Annotated in this window: 21 protein-coding genes; 3 read left to right on the top strand and 18 right to left on the bottom strand. The window is 37.2% G+C overall.

The genetic code is table 11. From position 1 onward, the window contains the following. Position 1: 1 nt before the first annotated feature. From DRF57_RS09915 to DRF57_RS09875, 9 genes are all read right to left on the bottom strand, one after another. Complete coding sequence (locus DRF57_RS09915; protein ID WP_115918264.1) at positions 2 to 1,084, bottom strand: DUF2931 family protein; 1,083 nt, start codon at positions 1,082 to 1,084, stop codon at positions 2 to 4. Between the two features lie 59 nt (positions 1,085 to 1,143). Continuing rightward, entirely contained in the window at positions 1,144 to 1,443 is a 300-nt protein-coding gene (locus tag DRF57_RS23980) for a hypothetical protein (RefSeq protein WP_123863308.1), read from the bottom strand. A gap of 3 nt (positions 1,444 to 1,446) precedes the next feature. Next, the gene (locus DRF57_RS09905; RefSeq protein WP_115918260.1) at positions 1,447 to 3,306 is read right to left on the bottom strand and encodes a type VI secretion system Vgr family protein; all 1,860 of its coding nucleotides are present in this window, start codon (positions 3,304 to 3,306) and stop codon (positions 1,447 to 1,449) included. Positions 3,307 to 3,566: 260 nt separating this feature from the next. Next, positions 3,567 to 3,974 (bottom strand): type VI secretion system tube protein TssD, encoded by a 408-nt coding sequence (gene tssD / locus DRF57_RS09900; RefSeq protein WP_047487665.1) that lies wholly within the window; start codon positions 3,972 to 3,974, stop codon positions 3,567 to 3,569. Positions 3,975 to 4,317: 343 nt separating this feature from the next. Next, entirely contained in the window at positions 4,318 to 5,013 is a 696-nt protein-coding gene (locus DRF57_RS09895; protein ID WP_047487920.1) for a VIT1/CCC1 transporter family protein, read from the bottom strand. 83 nt (positions 5,014 to 5,096) lie between these two features. After that, on the bottom strand, positions 5,097 to 6,017 hold the full coding sequence (locus DRF57_RS09890) for a carbohydrate kinase family protein (RefSeq protein ID WP_115918258.1): 921 nt from the start codon (positions 6,015 to 6,017) through the stop codon (positions 5,097 to 5,099). A 55-nt stretch (positions 6,018 to 6,072) separates the two neighbouring features. Continuing rightward, entirely contained in the window at positions 6,073 to 6,804 is a 732-nt protein-coding gene (locus DRF57_RS09885) for a hypothetical protein (protein WP_115918256.1), read from the bottom strand. A 96-nt stretch (positions 6,805 to 6,900) separates the two neighbouring features. Beyond that, a complete protein-coding gene (locus DRF57_RS09880) occupies positions 6,901 to 8,247 on the bottom strand; it encodes an MFS transporter (protein WP_115918254.1) in 1,347 nt (448 codons plus the stop codon). Between the two features lie 6 nt (positions 8,248 to 8,253). Then, complete coding sequence (locus DRF57_RS09875) at positions 8,254 to 9,690, bottom strand: mannitol dehydrogenase family protein (protein WP_115918252.1); 1,437 nt, start codon at positions 9,688 to 9,690, stop codon at positions 8,254 to 8,256. Between the two features lie 163 nt (positions 9,691 to 9,853). On the opposite strand from DRF57_RS09875, the gene DRF57_RS09870 reads away from it, so the two are divergent. Continuing rightward, positions 9,854 to 10,858 carry a LacI family DNA-binding transcriptional regulator gene (locus DRF57_RS09870; protein WP_115918250.1) on the top strand — a complete coding sequence of 335 codons (1,005 nt, stop codon included), beginning with the start codon at positions 9,854 to 9,856 and terminating at the stop codon, positions 10,856 to 10,858. A gap of 180 nt (positions 10,859 to 11,038) precedes the next feature. Here the strand turns inward: DRF57_RS09870 and DRF57_RS09865 are convergent, their stop codons facing one another. Beyond that, on the bottom strand, positions 11,039 to 11,794 hold the full coding sequence (locus tag DRF57_RS09865) for an SDR family oxidoreductase (RefSeq protein WP_047487648.1): 756 nt from the start codon (positions 11,792 to 11,794) through the stop codon (positions 11,039 to 11,041). A 711-nt stretch (positions 11,795 to 12,505) separates the two neighbouring features. On the opposite strand from DRF57_RS09865, the gene DRF57_RS09860 reads away from it, so the two are divergent. After that, the gene (locus DRF57_RS09860) at positions 12,506 to 12,934 is read left to right on the top strand and encodes a cold shock domain-containing protein (RefSeq protein ID WP_047487645.1); all 429 of its coding nucleotides are present in this window, start codon (positions 12,506 to 12,508) and stop codon (positions 12,932 to 12,934) included. 201 nt (positions 12,935 to 13,135) lie between these two features. On the opposite strand, the gene DRF57_RS09855 is transcribed toward DRF57_RS09860, so the two are convergent. From DRF57_RS09855 to queG, 8 genes are all read right to left on the bottom strand, one after another. Next, entirely contained in the window at positions 13,136 to 14,587 is a 1,452-nt protein-coding gene (locus DRF57_RS09855) for a TolC family protein (RefSeq protein ID WP_115918248.1), read from the bottom strand. Continuing rightward, positions 14,568 to 17,690: an efflux RND transporter permease subunit gene (locus DRF57_RS09850; RefSeq protein ID WP_084086194.1), complete on the bottom strand. Its 3,123-nt coding sequence runs from the start codon at positions 17,688 to 17,690 to the stop codon at positions 14,568 to 14,570. Before DRF57_RS09850 ends, DRF57_RS09855 begins: the two co-directional genes overlap by 20 nt. Positions 17,691 to 17,718: 28 nt before the next feature. Next, complete coding sequence (locus DRF57_RS09845; RefSeq protein WP_228450404.1) at positions 17,719 to 18,759, bottom strand: efflux RND transporter periplasmic adaptor subunit; 1,041 nt, start codon at positions 18,757 to 18,759, stop codon at positions 17,719 to 17,721. 105 nt (positions 18,760 to 18,864) lie between these two features. Beyond that, entirely contained in the window at positions 18,865 to 19,197 is a 333-nt protein-coding gene (locus DRF57_RS09840) for a hypothetical protein (protein ID WP_047487635.1), read from the bottom strand. 237 nt (positions 19,198 to 19,434) lie between these two features. Continuing rightward, the gene (locus DRF57_RS09835) at positions 19,435 to 19,887 is read right to left on the bottom strand and encodes an SRPBCC family protein (protein WP_047487632.1); all 453 of its coding nucleotides are present in this window, start codon (positions 19,885 to 19,887) and stop codon (positions 19,435 to 19,437) included. Positions 19,888 to 19,897: 10 nt separating this feature from the next. Beyond that, on the bottom strand, positions 19,898 to 20,545 hold the full coding sequence (locus DRF57_RS09830; protein WP_115918244.1) for a murein L,D-transpeptidase catalytic domain-containing protein: 648 nt from the start codon (positions 20,543 to 20,545) through the stop codon (positions 19,898 to 19,900). A 1-nt stretch (position 20,546) separates the two neighbouring features. Continuing rightward, positions 20,547 to 21,230: a TIGR02117 family protein gene (locus DRF57_RS09825; protein WP_115918242.1), complete on the bottom strand. Its 684-nt coding sequence runs from the start codon at positions 21,228 to 21,230 to the stop codon at positions 20,547 to 20,549. 350 nt (positions 21,231 to 21,580) lie between these two features. Continuing rightward, the gene (queG, locus tag DRF57_RS09820; RefSeq protein ID WP_084086199.1) at positions 21,581 to 22,525 is read right to left on the bottom strand and encodes a tRNA epoxyqueuosine(34) reductase QueG; all 945 of its coding nucleotides are present in this window, start codon (positions 22,523 to 22,525) and stop codon (positions 21,581 to 21,583) included. A gap of 172 nt (positions 22,526 to 22,697) precedes the next feature. Between queG and DRF57_RS09815 the strand changes: the two genes are divergently transcribed. Further along, entirely contained in the window at positions 22,698 to 22,997 is a 300-nt protein-coding gene (locus tag DRF57_RS09815; RefSeq protein ID WP_047487614.1) for a rhodanese-like domain-containing protein, read from the top strand. Positions 22,998 to 23,014 lie beyond the last annotated feature (17 nt).

Here is a 23,014-nt window from a genome sequence, read left to right as displayed (position 1 = left end):
TTTAGAAAACTTCTATTTTATCTGCTTTTATGAAAGCTTCTTTACCATTTTCACCTTTTAGCATTATCGTAAAGTAGCTATTAGACTCATTAACCTTTACAATAATATTAGCTTTAGTTGAATTAGGATCATTTCCAAACACAGTCTTATAGGCTTCAAAAGCTGACTTTTCATTCAGATCACAATCTGCTCCATATTTTTTATTATCAGCACCCATAAAGTCGAAACCAATACTTCTGGGTATTGCTCTTAACTCATTCCCAACCAAAGAGATTTTCGATGCATCAAGCTGTTCCCATTCGCCATTAATTGCTGATATTCCAATATCTGTCAATGGGTTGAGTTTAGCATTTTCCGGTAATTCGAAAACCGGTTTCCAGCTGTATCGTATTCTGTAGGTATCCCATAAACCAAATGGAATAGATTTTCCTTTATTTTTTTCTCTTACCTCAACAGGGATAACCTTGCCATTATTAAATACTTCATCAAGGTAATCTTTCCTCCAAAAACGGTTCTCATGGCTGTCCAGCTTAGCAATTTCCGATTCAGGAATCGTCACTTTTTTCCCTTGATATCGGCCTACTTCCTTCTGAACCCCAACACCGACTACCCAGACTACAACCACACCCCCCGGAGCCATTCCTACAGCAATATTGTTATAATTTAAATGCTCAATTTCACCACTTCCATTCGTTACTTTTACCTGATAGCCTTTACTGAAATACTCTTTAATCTTAGCGGTATCAATAGCAGTATCAATCATGTAAAACTGGTTCTCCATATAAGACATCCAGATAAAATCCAAACGGGAGGGAAGACTTTTAAAACCATTCCCCATCCCATGATTAATTGAACCCCAGGGGCGGCTCCCGGGAGCGATACCAAAGCTTAATCCTACCCATTCTCCCCCTTCGCATTCCATTCCCCCTTTGTATACTTCCATCGGATATCCTAAAGGGGCAGAAGTTCCCTCAGTCCATTCATATTTTGTCATAGTTTCAGTTTTTTTATGGTCTTTTTTTTCCTGACACGAGATCTGGGTAAAAAATAAAAAGCTTAATAGATATTTTATTAGTTTATTCATTATTAATACCTTACATTTTTTTAAATAATTTACTCTTAATTGTTGTTACCTAATGAGTCTTATGACATCAACGGAAGGATAATCACTAAAATTAACGATATCACAAGAAAACATATACAAAAAGAGTAAAAACAAAATAAAACAAAATCATTTATTTCGTTTTGTTTACGTTTAGAAGCAATTACAAACGGCAGAGCAAATAATACCGGAAAAAAAGCAAAAATCAACCAAAGGGCAACCCATCCATAATCTCCGTGACTATACTCTGTAGTCAGATCCATAAAACCTAATTCAATAATGACAAGAGCCACTACCGATAAGACCGATGAAAAGAAAGAGATCAGCGCTTTTTTAAACATTTTTTATCCTTTATTCACCTTAGCATCTATCTTACCCAGCATTTTCGCCACTCCTGAGCTCTGTAACAAAATATCGCCATTTTTTGCTTTATGGGTGGTGGTAGAAGTTGTTTCTTTTAGATCCCCCGTTACATTAATGGTTTTATTTTCATTGACCGTCTGTTTATAATTTTTTGAGGTAAATCTGTGATCATTGATAATAGTAGTTGTATGATCATTTCCCACACTGGTCTTCATATCTTTTCCTACATTAATATTAAGATTCTCTCCTGCATTGAACGTCATATTTTTAGGGGCAGTGACCACAATATTACCTTTTCCATCCATAAAATAATTATTTCCGCTAGGGTCGATAATATTGACACTCCCTTCTGCATCATTCATTAAAATCCTGATTCCGCTTCTGGTCTGTATAGATTTCAAATGATTATTGACACCGCCACCCATAGCTGTTCCTCCATGAAACATTCCTCCCATCACGAAAGGACGGTCAGGGTGATTATGTACAAAACCAACCATCACCTGATCGCCTACTTCAGGTACAGCCACATACCCCCTGTTTTGGGTAATCTGATCTGTTCCTCCTGCATCAGGAGCCATCATTCGGATGAAATTGGTCGTATCATTAAGCTGCCAGTCAAATCTTACAGTTACCCTTCCCTGTTCCTGCGGGTCTGTATTGGATATGACGGTGGCAATCTGAGGTTGCGCCACAGGAACAGTAAAATCAGGTTTCGGGATAAATCCAGTATCTGAGGCTATTGCTTCAAATCTTCCTGTATAGCGTCCTAAAGCATCTACCTCATGAATCACTTCCGTCATCATGAGCTTTGTAAAATAGGACGTCTGATTAGTATCTGTTTTTCGCATATTGATATCGGCAACGCATCCCGGATATAAAAAAGGAATAGTTGTTCCTCCTGAAACCGTAAAGACTTCTACCGCCTTACTTCCGGCTGTACTGGTTTGGGAAATAACAACATCCATATCGGTTGCTGCTTTTATGGGAGCTACCTGTAATGCCGGAGTTTTGAATATTCCATCATTATTCTGGTAAGCCGTTTTTGCTAAATTTCCTACATGTTTTATAGGAGTTTCTCCTGAAGAGAGTTTAGCATTTGAGCTGCTGTTATATCCATAAAAACTGGGTTTGATGTGAACTGCCTTTAATTCAACATTCACATCAGAAACATTGCTTCCATACACCAGTTCCAATGCTTTATTCTGAGGTGGCATATTTCCGAAGTGCAGTACTTCGCCATCATAATAGAACTGTTCGCCATAGGCTTCAGCCATTCTGCAGAGGTAATTATAATGAGTTTCGTTATACTGAGCACTGTAGAGGATCTGGGAAGAAGCTTTGGCATTTACTTTTACATCAAACTTAGTATTTTCTATTCCCTGTTTGATAACTTCCTCTGCAATGATTCCCATATTAACAGGCTGACCTCCTCCAAAACTTTGTGTATGGGGAGCTGCATCCAGCAGAATGGTAGGGCTATGGCCTTTCAAAACAATATTTCCAAGATTATGATTTTCCTGGCTGAAACCCACTTTTGTGATCACTCCTACAAAGGTCCTTTCCGGACTTCCTTCCACATCTTTATATTTAAAAACTATTGTTAAACGTTTTCCTAAAAACTGTTGAGCTTCTTCCAGATCATGGTTTTGTCTTCCATCCAGGGTATCATGAGCTAAAGTCAGTTCAAAATCATGATGTTTTTTTACACTTTGCTGTAAACGAAAATGCTTAAAGTGCTTGATGATTTTGCCTTCTATTACAATATCCAGTTTAACCACACGGTTGATTCCGGGAATATGATTCTCGGAAATCTTATCTGAATTCGAGGTATTTTTATTCATATTATGTAAGGTGTTTTCGGGGAATTTATTTAATAAAAAAAATTAAAAAACAAATGACCTTTTCATAAAGTTATGAATTTTTCACAATATAAAATTCACACTATCAGCTTTATGTTTAAAATTATAGAATTTTTAAAAAAGGTAAAGCTGCTTGTCCATTTATGATGTCCCGATGGAAATAATTACAGACAAAAAAACAGAACAGCATCTTTGTAGCACCATTCTGTTTTATGTTGAGTTAATTTTAAGAGATCAGATTCTTATGCTGTAGGCCAAGCCCCATTATAAGCTGAATTACCAAGATCAATTTGTTCTGCACTTACAACAAAACTGATGTACATACTGTTTTCATCTACGGCATCGAAATCTACTTCGTGCTGGATGACATACCCGTTAGTCCATTTTAATGTTGTCAGTGTTCCTTCTTCGTGAGATTTGTTGAAAGTCACTTCCCCTACTGTAGGTTTGTATTTTCCGTTAAGAAGACTTTCAAGAATATCAGATTTCTCCGTAGCTTCTACTGTAATTTTAATAAGAGCATTAGAAGGATCAGATGCTACTCTACCGGACACGTCTGTAGCACGGGCTACCGTATAATTAAGTTTTAATAACTTTTGTCCTTCACCGTTGTTGAATTTTAGAATTCCTCTTGAATTTCTTTCTGCCATGATCGTAAATTTTAATCGTTAATATTTTGTGATTTGTGGTTGGTTATATCACCAAAATTAGAAGTATTTACCAGACTGAAAGAATATTTAAGTGTAAATCTGGAAAAGTGTAGTATTTCTACGACTAACACTTGTTAGGTTTTTTATTATTTGTAAATCAAAAGATTAGCTTTCAAAAAAAGTAAAATTCCTATAATAAAAGCAAATAAGATGAACCCTGTTGAGCTCATCTTATTTTCTTTATAAAGATCTTCAAACACGCTGTCCGTCGTGAATTCCTGCTCTTTATTTTTGCTTATTTTAATTTCATTTTTCGTGCTCAGCAGATCAAAAAAATATGGATTTATGCTACACTCACGCCAAAAAACCGGCCTACCAATGCTGTAATTCCCATTGCTACTGTCCCCCAGAAACAAATTCTGAGCATGGCAATTTTAATATCTGAACCGCCTGTTTTGGCAGAAATTGCTCCTAGCAACATAAGGAATATAATGGAGAAACCATATTGAAAATAGATCATCTGTTTGATAGGAGCCAGTAAAGAGACCATAAAAGGCAATAAAGCTCCCACTGCAAAAGATCCAAACGAAGCAACAGCTGCCTGTAAAGGTTTTGCCTGTGTGATTTCATTGATTCCCAATTCATCCCGGGCATGAGCGCCTAGTGCATCATGTGCTGTGAGCTCTATAGCAACCTGCATTGCTGTTTCCTGGGTACATCCTCTTCTTTCATACACTTTAGCTAATTCTCTAAGTTCTATTTCAGGCATTTCTTCAAGTTCACGTTTTTCACGGATTAAATCTGCTTTTTCCGTATCTTCCTGTGAACTTACAGACACATATTCACCGGCAGCCATAGACATGGCCCCTGCAATCATGCCTGCTAAAGCGGCCAGGATAATGATATGACGCTCCGGTTCTGCGGCTGCAACCCCAATAACAATACTTGTAGTGGACAGCAATCCGTCATTAGCTCCCAAAACAGCTGCCCTAAGCCAGCCTACCCTGTTTACATAATGTTTTTCCAACTGATGATGCATACTAATTTCTGTCTTAATTGTGCAATTAAAGGTATAAAATGTTTCTTCAAGAATCATTTTAAATTAGTGTATAGCCTGTTGATTTATTTCAAAGCCGAAAGAGGGTATTCACTTTTAAATCTGTTAAAATCTTCGACGGTATATTCAGGGCATGCCCCTTCCTGTGATGTAATAAAAGCTCCGAGCGATACAGCCTGTATCATTGTTTCATCCACAGAACTTCCTTTTTCCAGTTTTTTTGATAAAAACCCGGCTAAAAAAGAGTCACCACTTCCAACAGTATCTTTTATGGTAACCGGGATGGTAGGATAGAGATAAAAATCGTCCTTATCAGCATACAGAGCTCCTTTACTTCCTTTAGAAATAATAATTTCCTGGAGGTCAAACTGATCCTGTAAATAATGTATACTGTCTTCTTCATTGGTATATGTTTTACCTAAAAAATCCAACATCATGCGCAATTCTGCTTTGTTAAACTTTGCAAGATTTGCTTTGTGCAGCAGATCCTTAATTATGCTAATCTCATAATATGGCTCTCTAAGGTTAATATCAAAAACATTGTAAGAACTAAGCTCCAGTAAATGGAATAATGTGTTTTTGGATTTCTCATTTCGCGCTGCCAGTGTTCCAAACACCAAAACATCCGTTTTATTGAGGATTTCCTCATCAGCATTGGTCGTATCAATAAAATCCCAGGCAACATTTTCTACAATATCATAATGTGCATCATTATTCTCATCCATTGAAGCAATAAAGGTACTGGTAGCGTACTCTGTGTTTATCTGGATGTGTTCTGTGGAAATGTTCCAGTTTTTCATTTTCTGTAACAGATCATGCCCAAGCTGATCATCACCAACACTGCTGATCATATGGGTCTCAACACCCATCCGGGAAAGATGGTATGCTACATTAAAAGGGGCTCCCCCTACTCTTTTCTGTTCTCCTGGAAAAATATCCCAAAGAACTTCTCCAAAGCAGACTGCTTTATTTTTTTTATCTTCCATTATTTTAAAATAATAAATGTATTGTTAATAGACTTCTTAAATTCATCTCTGTTTTTCAGAATGAATAGACCTGTACAGAAAACTGCAGAAATGCATTATTGTTTACCGGATTCCACATCCCCCATATTCCAATGGGTATTTTATATCCTTCAATGGTAAAGTTTTTTGAAATAATAAGGCTCACTTCATTGAATCCTTCTTCTTTAGCAAAAAAATTATTCTTTTCGCCGTTGCTGTTGTTTAATGCAAAGCCATATCCCACTCTTCCTCTCACTTCCAGGTTTTCTTTCTTATACACAGGATATTCTCCCGAGACAAATGATGAATATTTGTTCTCTGTATTGTCACTGTTCCTGTCTCTCCCGAAAACAACAGTGTTCCAACTAAGAACTAACGGAAACTTTTCACTTATGAAATAGCAAGATCTCAGATCCCAAAAGCGCCCGGTTTCCCTTGCCGAATAATTAAAAAATTCTTTGTTATTATACGAAGCATCGGGTGAAAAATTATAAATATCCCATAACTCTAAAGTAAGGTGTTTATTTCTGTATCCTATATAATTATTAAATTCTTTATAAGAACCATTCACATTACCACCAGCCCAGAACCCTCCATAAAAGTTCTTATAATCCAAATGGACATCTCCTGTATAAACCAACCCTGCAGAAACTTCAATACCACGCCATAAATGACTGTTTCGAAGCTGTAAAGCAGAATGTATCTCCTGTGCATTCAAAAATACACTTCCTATAATCGTGGGAAAAAGCAATACAATAAATTTTAGCATGACCTAAGTATTTTTTAATATAAACACCAAGCATTCTCTATCCGGTAATTACATACAGGATAATAAAATGATTCTAAGAAAATAGATGATTGTGAACTAGTGAATAAGGTCTTTTTCTCTTATCCTTGATCCAAACAAAGCATAAGTCAGCATCACCAATTCGCAGATTACAGTAAGCACCCACGTCCATCTCCATGAACCTAAAATATCTGCCAGGCCACCCTGGATAAGGGTAAACACAGCCCCGCCAAATACTGCAGAAATAAAAATACCTGATGCTTTTGATGTATACTTATTCAGTCCTTTTATGGAAAGGGTATAGATACAGCTCCACATAGAAGAATGCAGAAGACCGATTGCTACAAGAAACCAAAGGTTTTGTGTCATCATAGATGTTAGGGCAAGAATCGTCGCAAGAATTGTTGTGGTTATTAATTGTGTCCTTGCTGAAATTTTAGTGAGGAAACTTGATATCGCCCTTCCTACAAGAAAGCCTCCCCAGTATAATGTAGACAGTAATGCATGAATTCCTAAATCTACCCCACCCACAATAATATCTGTTTTTCCGAAAAATGTAATGGGATGCCCAGAATCCATCAGCTCAAAGGCATATAGGTTAATATTGGCTCCAATAGCCACCTCAGTTCCAACATAAAAAAAGATCGCCAGAACCCCCAATACAAAATGTCTGAATGACCAGATACTTCTTTCCAGTTTTTCTTCTCCTACTACTCTTGTATGGGCAATATCAGGAAGGTGAAGCTTTTTGGTAATCACAATTACAATTAATATGCATACAATAAGTGCTGATAGAGGAAGTAGCAGCTGTCTGATTTCTATATTTTCAATGGAAATTCCACTGAACATGATCACCGTAACAAAAAATGGTGCAGAAGTGGTCCCGATAGAATTAATGGCTGTCAGAATATTCAGACGCTGTACCGGCTGGGTTCCCTTCAGTTCATATGATGCGGCATAAGGATTTACAACTACCTGAATAATGGCGGCAGAAGTCCCCATTAAATAGGATCCTATAACGAAAATGATAAATCCAAACGGAATAACAGCGTCCTTAATACTGAATTTTAAATCCGGATACTGCCCCCCAAACCAGGATGAGCATAAATACATAAAAAGACCTGAAATCATAAAAAAAAGACCGCGCAGGATCGTATTTTTATATCCAAATGCATTGACCCATTTACTTCCCAATGTTCCATTCAAAAGATAGCCCAGAAAGAAGAAAAAGGAAATTAGAGTGGTAAATGTATTTTTCAGACTACCCGCATGACTTAGAAAAGTGAACTTCAGAGGTGCCTGCAATTGTTCATTCACAGTGGTCAGAAAGCCTACAATGAAATAAATAAAGGTGATGATTGCAAAGGGCAATATGGCATTGTTTGTCTTATTTTCTGAAGAACTTATATTAGTATTTACTTGCATGGCCTTTTATTTTATGATTGATTGTAAAACCCAATCGATTCCTGAGTTTCTGATATCCTGTACAAACCGGATATACAGATCTGTGAATTGTTCAGTAGTCTTCAGATGAACTCCTTTAAAAGCTGATAATTCTAAAAAATCCAGGGGATTTTCATTAGCAATAAGTAACTCGTCATTGATAGTCAGCCAGGGTTCAGACACTTCAAAAGTATTTCCATGGTCATCTGTTTTATATTTCAGGTAATGTCTATAGGAAGCAATAAGAAAAGCAAGCCTTGTAAGATCTTTCCCTTCTTTTATCATTTTACCAAGATTAGGAATAATATAAACCGGAAATTTTGAAACTCCGTCAGAGCACAAACGGCTTACCTGGTCGCTGACACTGTGATTGGCAAATCTTTCAATAAGTGTTTCTTTATAATTTTCTAAATCTGTGTTTTTAGGGACGGGAACAAATGGTGTAATATCAATATCCATAAAATTTCGGATAAATTGTACCAGATCTTTGTTTTCCATTGCCTGGTCTACTTTTCGATATCCCATCAGAAAAGACGGATAAGACAACAGACTGTGTGAAGCATTCAACAGGCTCAGTTTCATATTTTCAAAGGCGGTGACATCATCCGTAAATTCTACTCCTACTCTCTCCCAGGCAGGTCTTCCAGCCATAAAGCAATCTTCTATTACCCATTGTGCAAAATCTTCACAATAAACAGGAGCTTTGTCATTCGTCCCATTCATTTTGTTCAGTCTTTCGATATCTTCGGGAGTTGTGGCAGGAGTAATACGGTCTACCATACTATTGGGGAAAGTCACATTTTCTTTTACCCATGCTGCAAGGTCTTTATCCTGTGCTTCTATAAATGCCGTAAAGGCTCTCTTTGCAGTATCACCATTATGCTGAAGATTATCACACGAAAGTATGGTAATTCCTCCTCCATTTTTCACTTTTCTATTCCGTAACCCTTCTGCAATAAAACCAAAAACGGTAGTAGGGCTGGCAGGATTTTCCAGATCATACTTTATTTTTTCATCATCCAGAATAAATTCTCCAGTTTCCTTATCCAGATTATATCCACCTTCTGTAATGGTTAAAGTGATTATTTTAATCGAGTCGTCGGCAATTTTTCTGACTACTGCATCCGGATCTTCAACTCCCCAAATCAATTCACATAATGAGTATATTTTATGCACTTCGTTTTTCCCGTTTCTTCCGCAAACCGTCAGCGAGTATTTGAGATCCTGAGCCCTTAAATTATTTACGATCTTCTCATCTGAAGGCAGTAAACAAACTCCACAAATCCCCCAACTCTGCTGATCCTTTTCATGCAACAGCATATGGGTATAAAATTGTTGATGAGCCCTGTGAAAGTTTCCTACACCAATGTGTAAAATCCCTGCACGAATTTCAAGTAAATCATCATTACAATACATCTTATTCATAAGCAATAAATTATTAACGGATTAATCAATCCGCTAAAACTATATTAACAAATAGTTAATTCATTAGTTTTTTTTAAAAATTTAAATTGGGAACGTTCCCAAAATTTAGGGAACGTTCCCAATTGCATATTTTTTTGTTATTTTTGGCGAAAAGTAAGGTCTAATGAAGCGTATTACTATTAAAGATCTGTCTAAATTTTTGTCATTATCTACCTCTACCATCTCCAGAGCACTCCTTCATGACAAAAATGTTAATGATGAAACAAGAAAACGGGTATTGGACGCAGCACATAAAATGGGCTATAAACCAAACCTTACTGCGCTAAGTCTTCAGTCCGGACAATCCAAGACTATCGGATTTGTTGTACCTGAAATGATCACTCCTTTTTCGGCAAAAGTTCTTAAAGGAATTCAGAATATATTGTATCCACTTGGATACCGGATTATCATCACCCAATCAGATGAAGATCCTCTTATAGAAAGAAAAAATCTACAACTACTGGAAGAGTTTAATGTGGATGCCATTATTATCAACCTCTGTCATGAAACCTATAACAACGGCATATATCAACATATTATGGGACAGGGAATCCCTTTAATATTCTTTGACAGACTCCCCCATCAATCCTTAGATGTTTCGAAAGTAATTGTTAATGATTCTATCAAAGCATCATTAATGGTAGAACATTTAATTAAAACAGGGAGAAAAAGAATTGTTTATATCATGGGTCCTACAACCATCCGGAATGTTACGGAAAGAATGAATGGATACAAACGTATTCTTATGAAATACAACATCTTTGATGAAAACCTTATTATACAGGCTAATGGGATGACCGTTCAGCATGGAAGAGATATAATCAAACAACTATTGGATAAGAATATAGAATTTGACAGTATTTTTGCATTTAGTGATACCTTAGCAATGGGGGTCATGAATTATCTTCTCGAGCAAAAGATAAGAATACCTGAAGATGTGGCTGTCGCAAGCTTTTCCGGAACCGAATTATCGTCAATGGTATATCCTCAATTAACCAGTGTACAACAGCCCCTGGAGAAAATGGGTGAAAAAGCTGCAGAACTGGCACTGGAAAAAATCAAAGATAGTTCAGCCGCAAGCCGATCAGTTACAATGGATGCAGAATTGGTCTACAGAGCTTCTACTTAACAAAATTATGAGCAGATTCAAAATACCCCATTTGTACTTCTGGGACTGTCCATTATTATCAAAAGTATTTTGGGAAAAGGAAAAGTAAACCTCTTAATTGTATGGGTTTCTTTTTAGAATCAATAACAAAACCACTGAAAATAATTCAGTGGTTTTGTTATTGATTACAGGTTTCTTGGATTATCTGGTTGTATATCCTCCGTTAGCAAAAATAGTCTGCCCGGTGATCCACCAACCTTCTGTTACCAAAAACTCTACCAATGGAGCGATGTCTTTGATATCGGTAAGTCCTCCTAAAGCAGCAGCTGATTTATGATAAGCCACTGCATCATCCGTTTCCTGCCCATAGAAGAAAGGTGTATCCATAGGACCTGGAGCCACAGCAGTTACAGAGATTCCTCTTCCACCGAATTCTTTAGAAGCCGCTCTTGTAAAATGTTCTACCGGTGCCTTTGCTCCTGCATATGTGGAATACAATCCTGTATAAGCGGCAAGTAATGAAGTGACGATAGTACAAATCTTACCGTTATCATTCAGTTTTTTCCCGGCTTCCTGCAGGAAGAAATAAGCAGATTTTGAATTGACGTTGAACATTCTATCATATTCTTCTTCTGTAGTTTCTGCAAATGGTTTTTTCAGTACCATCCCCACTGTATTGATTGCAATATCAATTCCTCCAAACTTTGAAATGGTTTCGTCAAAAAACTTAGTTACATTTTCTACTTTCGTCAGATCAGCCTGAAACAAAAATGCTTCTGCTCCTAAAGACTGAACTTCAGCAAGTGTTTTTTCGCTCTCAGCTTTAGAACTTTCACTATTGTAGTGTATTGCTAATTTTGCTCCTTTGGCGGCAAAACCTTTACTTAATAATCCACCAAGGTTTTTCCCTCCTCCGGCAATTAAAACAACTTTTCCTTTTACATCTTGTGCTGACATTATTCTTATTATTTAAATGTTAATGAAACAAAGGTGAAAAATAAAAGTCATCTCAGTATGGTGAATTTTTCGGTATTTATGTTTCATCCTGTCAATTGGGCATAACACCTGATGCGGAATAAAAAAATATTTAATTATTTCAAAAAAAAGAATTTCATGAATACTTTATTATTTCTCAGACAGATACAAATAATTCTTTCTATTTTCAACCTTATTAATCGCTGCAGATCTCCTTCAACAGTGAGTTTTAGGCATAGCATTTGATATTCACCCATCCATATTATCACCACTTCATTTCTATAATATAGTTTCATAATCCTCAGCTTGCTGGGGATTTGTTACTATTCTGTTCCGGAAAAAGATTGAAACCTGTCTTTTATACCATGCATACAGCTGTTTCCATGGAATCTATTTCTGATAATCAATTATTTAAAACCGTATTATTCATTTTATTGTTGTATATTTGCATATTAATAGCTAAATTACTACTTGTTTTCTGCCACGGCCGAATATCATTTTATTCAGCCTTTGCTTTTAAAGCAACCATATTTTTAACTTTAATTCTTCTACTAAGAACAACTTATCGGAATTTTAAAGCTCTGTATGATAGGGAGAATCCAAGACAGGAAGCATCAGTAGGCTCTATAAATATAAAGCTAAATACACTGAATCAATAACAATATATTAGAAACTAAATACTAAAAATAATTTATGGCAGATTCTTTTTCTAAAAAGGAAAATTTCAAGAAAAAAATTCAAAAGCAAAAAGAAAAAGCGTTGAGACGCGAAGAGCGTAAAACGAACAACAACAAAGGAAAGGATATGGAGGATGTATTCATGTATGTAGATGAATTCGGAAGATTAACTTCTACTCCACCTGAAGAAAGACAGGAGGTAAACCTTGAAGAAATTCAGCTAGGGGCAGCTCCGATTATTGAAGAAGATATCCGTAAAACAGGAATCATCACATTCCACAGTGAAAAAGGATATGGCTTCATTACTGAAGACAATTCAAAAGAAAATATTTTCTTCCACAACAACAACTGTACAGAGCTTGTAAAAAAAGGAAACAAAGTATCTTTTGAAAAAGAAAAATCGCCAAAAGGTTTTTCTGCAGTCAATATCCAAGTGATCAAATAATTACAACGATCTTATAAAAATAAAAGCCACCTCAAAAAGGTGGCTTTCTTCATCGTAAAAAATAAAAATGGGCCAGTTTTTCAAACCGGCAAAATTGTTTTTGTTTTAAAACCATTAAGAAACAGGGCTGCTAAAAAATAAAATCTTCAAAAGATACTATAAGGAGAACAGCATTGCCTCTTAATGGTTACTATTATAAAATCAGTCCAGTTTACCTCCTAATGCTTTAAACAGTAAAACATTATTTCTGGTATTCTGATGCTGAAACTGCAGCAGGTCAAGCTCTGCGGTCAATTTACTTTTCTGGGAATTGATCAGTTCAAAATAGTTGGCATATCCTGTTAAATACAGGTCATTGGAGACTTCCACCCCTCTGTCCAGAAATCCAACTTCTTCTGACTTCAGTTTCAAAACCCTTTCGTAGATTTTTGTTTGCTTTAAAATAGACTGAAGTTCGTTAAATGCAGTAGTAATACTCTTCTGATAGTTAAGAAAGGCTATTTCCTGCTCTGTATTGGCTATTTTAAATTCATATTTCAGCTGTCCTTTATTAAAAACAGGAACCATTAAGCCTCCCAGCAATTGTCCGGCTAATGAACTTGGTTTAAATAAAGTCTCTACAGAAAAAGAGTTCAGTCCGAAACCTGCTCCGAGATCAATTTTAGGATAAAAAGCGGCTCTTGCTGCCTTGGCATCTGCCTGAGAAGCTTCCAATACATAATAATTGGCAGCTACATCCGGTCTGGAATGAACTACACCTTCCACATTAATGGTTTTATTTAAAATATCCATATTGGTAGGCATCAGCATTTTTCCTCGCTTCACATCTCCTCCATAGCTCCCTGTCAATGTGGTAATGGCCTGTTCCACAGTTACAATCTCTACTCTTATATGTTCTATTTCTGCCAGCCAGTTGTTATTCTGAGCTTTAAATTGCTGTACCGCAAGTTCTGTAGCCTTTCCCACTTCCCTTTGTGCCATAACAATTTCAAAGGCCCTCTGCTGGAGCTTATAGTTCTTTTGATAGATAGCCAGACGATTGTCTAAGGTCACCAGCTGATAATACAGGTTGGCAATATCTGTAAAAAGCTCTACCTGCAGCAGCCTAAGCCCTTCTGTAGAAGCCAGGTATTTCTTTTGGGCAGCAATTTTTCTGTTTTTAAGCTTTCCCCAGGCATCAATTTCCCAGCTGCTTCTTGCTCCCAGCCAATAATTAGGAGTGAAGTTTCTATTAATTTTCTGCTCTTCGGTAATATTGGGAGAAAGGTTGGTATCGTAATTTCCTACTCCCTCCATTGTGTATTTTCCATAGCGGTTCCCCGAAGCTTCAGCACCTACATCAAGAGAAGGTAAAAGATCCATCTTGGACCGCTGCAGAAAACTGTTTGCAATTTCTACCCTTTGCTGGGCAATCTGAAAATCAGGATTAGCCTGTACTACTTGATCAAAAAGTTCCAACAAAAGGGGATCTGAAAAATAAGCTTTCAGATTAATCTGCTGGAATTCATCTACATTTTCTTTTTTTCCTGTCTTTATTACTTCTTCAGGCAGTGTCTTTGCCTTTTTCAACGTGGCAACTTTTGGAACCGCACATGAAACCATGCTCAATAAAGTAATTCCGTAAAATATATTTCTATGGTTTAATCTTCTCATCTTTCTTCTTATTTTCAAGTTTTGCAAAGAATATATACAGCCCCGGAATAACAACTAATCCGAAAATAGTTCCGATCAGCATTCCTCCTGCCGCAGCCGTACCAATGGAACGGTTTCCTATTGCCCCTGCTCCGGAAGCAATACAAAGCGGAATAAGTCCTGCTACAAAAGCAAAGGAAGTCATCAGAATAGGCCTCAAACGCTGTCTTGCTCCTTCAATAGCAGCCGGTATAATATCAAAGCCCTGTTTATTTCTTGCCACCGCAAATTCTACGATAAGAATTGCATTTTTAGCTAAAAGCCCGATCAGCATGACCAAGGCCACCTGGGCATAAATATTATTATCCAGCCCAGCCAGTACCAATGCGAAATAAGATCCAAAAATCCCTGTAGGCAAGCTTAACAGCACCGGCATCGGAAGAAGGAAGCTTTCATATTGTGCAGCTAAGAGAAGATATACAAACAACAGACAGATCAGGAAGATATACACGGTTTGGTTTCCGGACAAAATTTCTTCTCTTGTCATCCCCGACCATTCTATATCAAATCCTCTCGGAAGGCTTTCTTTAGCGACCCGTTCTACAGCTGCAATTGCATCTCCTGAGCTGTAGCCATCTGCAGGTTCTCCGTTAATCATTGCAGACATATACATATTATACCTTGTCAACACTTCGGGACCATATACTTTTTCCATGGTAATAAATGTTGAAAAAGGAACCATTTCACCTTTATCATTCTTCAGATAGAGATTCAGAATACTTTCAGGAGTATCCCTATGTTCCGGGCTTGCCTGCACCATCACTTTATACATCTGGCTGAAGCGGATAAAATTGGTGGCATAATAAGATCCAAGCATCGTCTGTAAAGTGGACATAGCATTATCTACGGAAATTCCTTTTTTAGCTGCCATATCATAATCGATATTGATCATATATTGCGGGAAAGTAGCATCAAAGCTGGTAAAGCTATTTTGTAGTTCCGGGGCAGTATTCAGTTTTTTGACAAAATCTTTCGTGATTTTATCTGTATTCTCAATAGTTCCGCCGGTTCTGTCCAGTAAACGCAATTCAAAACCGCTTGTATTTCCAAATCCGGGAACTGTAGGTGGTGCAAAGATTTCAATCTGTGCATCTGCAATAGACTTTGTTTTTTCAGAAAGCTCCGTGATCAGATCATTCACTGAAATATCTCTTTCTTTCCAGTCTTTAAGGTTAATCATCGCCATTCCGTAGGATGAACCGGCAATTTCCGTTACAATACTGTATCCGGCAAGCGTTGTTACGTTTTCTACACCTTTTATTTTCTTTGCAATAATCGTTACTTCATCCAACACTTTTTCCGTTCTTTCTACTGTTGCACCCTGGGGGGTGGTAACACTCACATACACCATTCCCTGATCTTCCATAGGGATAAAACCGGTCGGAAGAAACTTACTGGTTACAAAGGTAAGCCCGATGAACAGGAACAATAATCCAAAGGTTACTGTAGTTCTTGTTGCAAATTTTGATAAAATGCCTACATAACCGTTTGTCAACCGGTCAAAACCTGTATTAAAGCTTTGGAAAAGCCTGTCAATCACGTTTTTTTTCTTATTATGGTCATGTGGTTTCAAAATAATAGCACAAAGTGCCGGAGTAAGCGTTAGTGCATTCACCCCAGAAATAACAATACTGATGGCCAGAGTTAATGAAAACTGGCGGTAGAATACACCAACCGGACCGTCAAGAAATGCAACAGGAATAAATACGGCAGACATTACAATTGTAATCGCAACTACTGCTCCCGCAATTTCTTTTGTAGCACTTACCGTAGCATCCATGGCATTCATTCCCTCCTCCATTTTAACATGGACGGCTTCTACGACGACGATTGCATTATCCACCACAATACCAATCGCAAGAACCAAAGCAAATAACGTCAGCAGGTTTACCGAGAAATCCAGCATATTCATGAACGCAAAAGTTCCTACAAGTGCTACAGGAACGGCTAATACCGGAATCAGTGTTGAACGCCAGTCCTGAAGGAAAATAAATACAACAATTCCTACCAGAATAAAGGCTTCAATAAGGGTTGTCAGTACCGCACTAATGGAGGCATCCAGGAATCTGGAAACATCATATGCCATATTATATTCCATTCCCGGAGGGAAAGAGGAAACTTTCAGTTCTTCCATTTTGGCCTTTACACTCTCAATGACTTCAGAGGCATTGGAACCAGGACGCTGCTTCATCATAATAGAAGCCGAAGGTCTTCCGTCTGTCTTGGAAACCATTCCGTAATTCATGGCCCCAAATTCTACTTTAGCAATATCTTTAAGCTTCAAAATAGTTCCGTCTACATCAGATCTGATAGGAACTTCTTCGTATTGCTTGGGTTCAAAAAATTTACCTTTATACTTAATTACATACTGAAGCTGACTGGACGTTTTTCCTGACGTTTCCCCTACTTTTCCGGGAGCCGCAGAAATATTCTGTTTTTGTAATGAATTTATCACTTCATCTGCTGAAATACTGTACGCTGCCATCTTTTGCGGGTCCAGCCATACTCTCATCGAATATTCTTTCTGTCCCATAATCTCTGCACGTCCTACTCCATCAATACGTTTCAATTCCTGAAGAACATTGATATCTGTAAAGTTGTAGATAAACTGCTCGTCCTGGCTTGGATCTGTACTTGTAATGTTGAGGTACATCAGCATACTGTTCACTTCTTTTTCAGTGGTTACACCAGCTCTGATCACCTCTTCAGGAAGTTCATCGAGGATTGTTGTCACCCTGTTCTGAACATTCACTGCAGCCACATCGGGATCTGTTCCCACTTCAAAGAATACCTGGATCAGGGTAAGACCATCATTGGATGTTACTGTAGACATATACGTCATTCCCGGAACTCCGTTGATGGCACGTTCCAGCGGAAGAGCAACAGCATTGGCTGATACCTCGGCGTTAGCCCCGGTATATTTCGCGGTTACAGTAACAGAAGGGGGTACAATATCCGGAAACTGGGTAATGGGCATTTTCATCAGGGCCATAATTCCCAGGAGGACAAATAATATGGAAATAACCAACGAAAGAACCTTTCGTCTTATAAACATTTCTACCATTGTTAGTTGATTTAAAGATTACGAAAGGTTAATACTTCTTTTTAATTTTGATTATATCACCGTCTTTTAAAGACTGTGTACCCTCATAAATAATTAAATCACCCTTTTTAAGACCATTTTCTACCAAATAAGAATCTCTCAGGGTAGTTCCAATCTTAATATTGGTCATCTTTACTTTATTGTGTTTATCCACCACAAAAACATACATCTTATCCTGAATGGAGAATGTTGATTTTTGAGGAATCAAAACGGCATTTCCCTGATGTTCGGAAATAATCAGCTTTCCGGAAGTACCATGTTTGATCAAGCGGTCAGGATTGGGAAATAATACTTTATACCGTATGGAACCTGTCGTTCTGTCTATTTCTCCTTCGGCAGTTTTTAGTGCTCCGTTAAACTGGTAATTAACGCCATTGGGCAGTGTCAGTTCAATTTTCTGATGGCTTCCTATCTTATCATTAGCTAAAAGCTCAAAATATAAATTTTCAGGGATTGAAAAATAAGCATACACCTCATTAAGCTGGGATAAAGTGGTTAATAAAGTCCCATTTTCCACGAGACTTCCATCTTTAAGGGGAATAACATCAATGACTCCGTCAAAAGGAGCTGTGATTTTTGTAAAGCTTATTTTTTGCAGAACAGTCCTTTTTTCAGCATCAGCAAAGGCATGCTTAGCTTTAGCGGATGATAATTTTGCCTTTACCATCTCCAGCTCGTTGCTGGCCACAAATTTCTTAGCATACAGACTCTGGATCTGTTTCAGTTCCACTTCCACAATACGAACATCGGCTTCGGTTTGTTTTAAGGCCGCATTTGCCTTTAAAAGCTCCATCTGAAGTTCGGCATCATTGATTTTGAATAAAGCCTGTCCCTGGTGCACAAACTGTCCTTCATTGACATATATATGCTGTATGATCCCTCCAATCCTGGAACGCATTTCTACATTCTTCTTAGCTTGGATATCGGTGACAAACTGATTGCTCACCAGGGTATCTTTTTCTTTGATTTCAAGAACAGGAACTTCCTTCTCGTTTTGGTTGTTTTTTTTCTTGTCTTTACTGCATGACACAGCGAATAATATTGCAAAAGTGCAAATTATTACGTTTTTAAAATACATTGTAACATGTTTTAGTTATAAAATTTCGATAAATAAACTGAATTTCAATAACTTACATTAATACAATTGGAGGAGATGGAGAAAAGACTTAACCCCACAGATAATAGAGACTGCAATATTGGGAAGTGTAATTTTCGGGCTCAGTTTTAAGATGGCTGAAAAGTCACCTGCCGTGCAGTCATTTTTAGGTGCTGAATGTTTTATGATTTTCGAGGCAGCAGCTAATGCGTGGGTATTCATATCAGCATCCTCAAAAACATCTAATAGATAGATATTACTGACATGGGGTACATGAGGAATATTTTGCAAGGAATTTTCTACCCAATTCGAATTGAAAAGGGTAAAAACCAGCATAATATAAAAAATGATAAATGACTTCAGACCTGCCATGTCAAAGAGAACGCTTTGTTTTTTAGTAAAAACGATAGTGGCGCAAAAGTACGAATTTTAGATGGAGTTCAGGCCGTTTCAAATGTTAAAAAAACTTAAACAATCAAGAAAAATGAATGTTTTCAACCATGATGTCGAGATTCCTTCGGAATGGCAAAGGGTACTTATAGCTCCGTTTTTCTGCCTGCCATTCCACAGGCCACTTTCCAATATCCAATCAAAGATCTTGCGGATATTTTAAAACAGTCTGCTAAGTACCCGGAAACGGTAATCAAAAATATACTCCAGTTTCTTTCTGACAAAAAGACGGTGGGCTATTTCTCCAAGAAATCCTGCAGGAAGTTCATAATCTATCGTATCCCTCATTAAAACACCTTCATCATTCGGAATAAACTCATGATGGTGATTCCATAATCTATACGGTCCTTTTTTCTGAAAATCAGTAAAGTTTTTCTGAAAATCCACATGGGTAATTTCTGTCTGCCATTTCATCTTAATCCCAAATAACGGGGAAACATAGTAATCTATGAGCATTCCTTTATAAATTTCATCATCTTCCAGTTCTGTCAGGACAGTAAATCCCATATCTTTTGGAGTGATTTCGGAAAGGTTATTGGCGGAGGAAAAGAATTTCCATGCCGTTTCTAGATCGCAGTTTAATTGCTGTTCTCGGAAAAGTCTATATTTCATCTTACTTCTTTTAATTATAAATCCACATCAGAACAGGTTTCTTAGTGTTCTGAATCATTGGATCAATTTTTCTCATAGCATTATTTGAAATGGTGGGACAGCCCCATCCTTCCGGTGATCCTTTAGGAAAAACTTCTTCATCGCTCATCAGATTCCAGGAATGAAAAACGATAAACCTTTTCAATGCATTAGTATTAGTATCCTCGAGGCCATGCATCAGGTATTTTATGTTGACACCCCATTCGCTGTCTCCTCTTCCTTCCAACCTGTATTTCCCCAGAGATGAAAGATGGCTTCCATCTTCATTGCTGAATTCCGGGCGGTCTCTTGAATCATCTTTACTCCATGCATTTATACCACAACCATGCCCTACGAGATATTTCCCTGAAATAGTTTTGTTTTTAAAATCCCAGACAAAGAAACGTTTAATTCCTGAATGAAGGCTCATGTCTATAAGGATACAAAAATCGGTACTGAGATTTCTTGAGGTACAGAACGCTAAAGCTTCTTCAGCTTTTATTTTTATTTTAGAAAGATCTGCTTCTGGTCTTTTCTCACTCGTTACCACAGCATTTCCTGTCTTATAACTGTTTATTTCCTTCTCCTTGACACAGGAAGAAAGCACAGGTAATAAAAAGAAAAGAAAAAACCTTCTCATTTTATTTGTAGTGTTGGAAAATTCCAAAATCAGAAGGAGTCCACAGGGCCGCTTTTTGTCCGGCAGCTTTTAAAGCGTCATTAGTCCAGGTATTGCAGGTATACAGGAAACTGTATGTACCTCTGGCATCATAGAAAGCATCATTATCTCCATACACAGCATTGGTAGGAATCACCATAAAATTGCCATTCTGATCTCTGTCGAATTTATCTTCTACAAATTTCACCAGCCTTGTATATTGGCTTCTGCTGATCATAATCATTTTACAGTCGTCCCCTTCTTTCATTGTGGTATAATAAGTACAATGCATTGCTGAATCGCTTAACCAGAATGCGGCTTTCACAGCAGTAGAAAACTTCAGGTCAGCCCATGTGGGGGTATCCAGGTAAAAACCTTTATCTCCCCATCCTATACCGATATAATTATAGTCTGTTTTCTTTGATTTCAGATTGGCAAAAGGAATCTTCAGGCTCCAATCCTGCAGGTCATTTTTTACGGGCATTACAATATCTGTGTGCACTCCGTTGGTATAAATATAAATGGGAATATCTTTCTTTTCACCATCATCTTTTGCTGAGACAGAGATAAAGGGGATCAATAAGCCAAGAAGGACATATATGATCACGATTCCTACAATTATTCCCAACACTTTTAAGATATATAATACTATAATTTTCACGGTCATGTTTTAATAAAATTTAATCTGTAATTTTTAGTAAAAGTATTTGTTTTAATCGAAAAAATGACTATATTTAGTTACGAAATATTCACAAATATGCGTAAAAATACCAAGTCTCAGAAAAGATTTAAAGTAAGAGTAAAAACAGCTCCAAAAAGAATACAAAAAAAACGTTGATTTTCGGTGAGATTTAATCTCCTGAGAGTCAATTTTTCTTTTTAGGAAAGGTTTTTAAGAAACTTATTCTACCAAATCTTAACCTCCTTAAAGCGTAAATTTTAAGGAATGGTCGATTATCAGCTTTAGTTTGGAACTCCAAAAAATTCCAAAGAAGGAGTTGTCACCAAAAGTTCCGGCTAAAATAGATCTGAAGACCTCTCCAAAAACTCAATATTTCTCTTTAAACCGGCAAATTTGGTTCTTTTCACCGGTGATTTTTTAAAGATCTCAGAGAAAATTTCCTGAGTTAATTCTTTCCATTCCCCTTTTTTAAAATTTTTCAGGGCTTCATTAGGGGTAAATCTACTTTGTTTATTGGGTGCTGAGAACCGGTTCCAGGGACATACATCCTGGCAGATATCACAACCGAACATCCAGTTTTCCATTTTATCCTGAAAGTAATCCGGAATTTCATTTTTCAGCTCTATGGTAGCATAGGAAATACAGCGGCTTCCGTCAATGATCTTTTCGGAAACAATAGCATCTGTAGGACATGCATCAATACATTTCCGGCAGGTTCCGCAATGATCGGTTGTTTCATGATCGGAGATAAGCTCCAGGTCGCAGATAATTTCTGCAAGAAAATAGAAAGAACCATTTTGTCTGGTGATCAGATTAGCATTTTTCCCTACCCATCCTATTCCTGATTTTCTGGCCCAGCTTCTTTCCATAACCGGTGCTGAATCTACAAAGACCCTGAATCCGAATTCACCGATCTCTTCCTGCAATTCTGCCACCAGTTCACGAAGAATTTCTTTGATGACTTCGTGATAATCCTCTGCATATGCATATTTTGAAATCTTATAATTCTCCAGCACCGAAATTTTTTCTTCGGGAAAATAATTATAAGAAAGTGAAATTACAGATTTAGAGCCTTCTACCAAAAGCCTTGGATCTAATCTCTTATCGAAATGATTTTCCATATACTTCATTTCCCCATTGAAGTTATTCTTAAGCCATTTTTCGAGATGTGCGGCATCTTCCTCTAAAAAATCAGCTTTAGAAATGCCACAATTCTGAAACCCAAAACTTTTGGCTTTGGTTTTTATCAGTTGGGAATATTTTTCGGCTCCGGCATTCATACTTATCACATTGCAAAATTAAGATTATTTTATCAATCTTTCAGTTTTCAGAATGCTTCAGCCAGAAACCCTGGTCTAGCTCTGTTCTGAAAAAATTATGTTTTAATTAAGATTTTTTTCAAAAAAAAATTACGTATTTTCGTTTATAATTTAATGTTTAAAATAAACAACTATGTCTTTAATAGAAGTAATACAATCCGGAAATTATGAGTTGATCGACGTTCGCGAGCCTATGGAGCTTGAAATGGACGGAAATATAGATGGGGCTAAAAATATTCCTCTAGGTGAAGTAGAAGATAGACAGGATGAGGTTTTATCTATCGAAAAACCAGTGATCATATTCTGCAGAAGTGGAAACAGAAGTGGAAAAGCATTAGAATATCTTAACACTCAAGGATTAAAGGATGGCTATAACGGCGGAGGCTGGGCTGAGCTTAAGGCTGTTCTTGAAGCAAATCAGGGAACTTTTTAAAGTTCCTTTTTTTTATA

Source organism: Chryseobacterium rhizosphaerae (genome assembly GCF_003385455.1).
Classification (GTDB): Bacteria; Bacteroidota; Bacteroidia; order Flavobacteriales; family Weeksellaceae; genus Chryseobacterium; species Chryseobacterium rhizosphaerae.
This window is presented reverse-complemented; position numbering and strand designations above follow the sequence as displayed.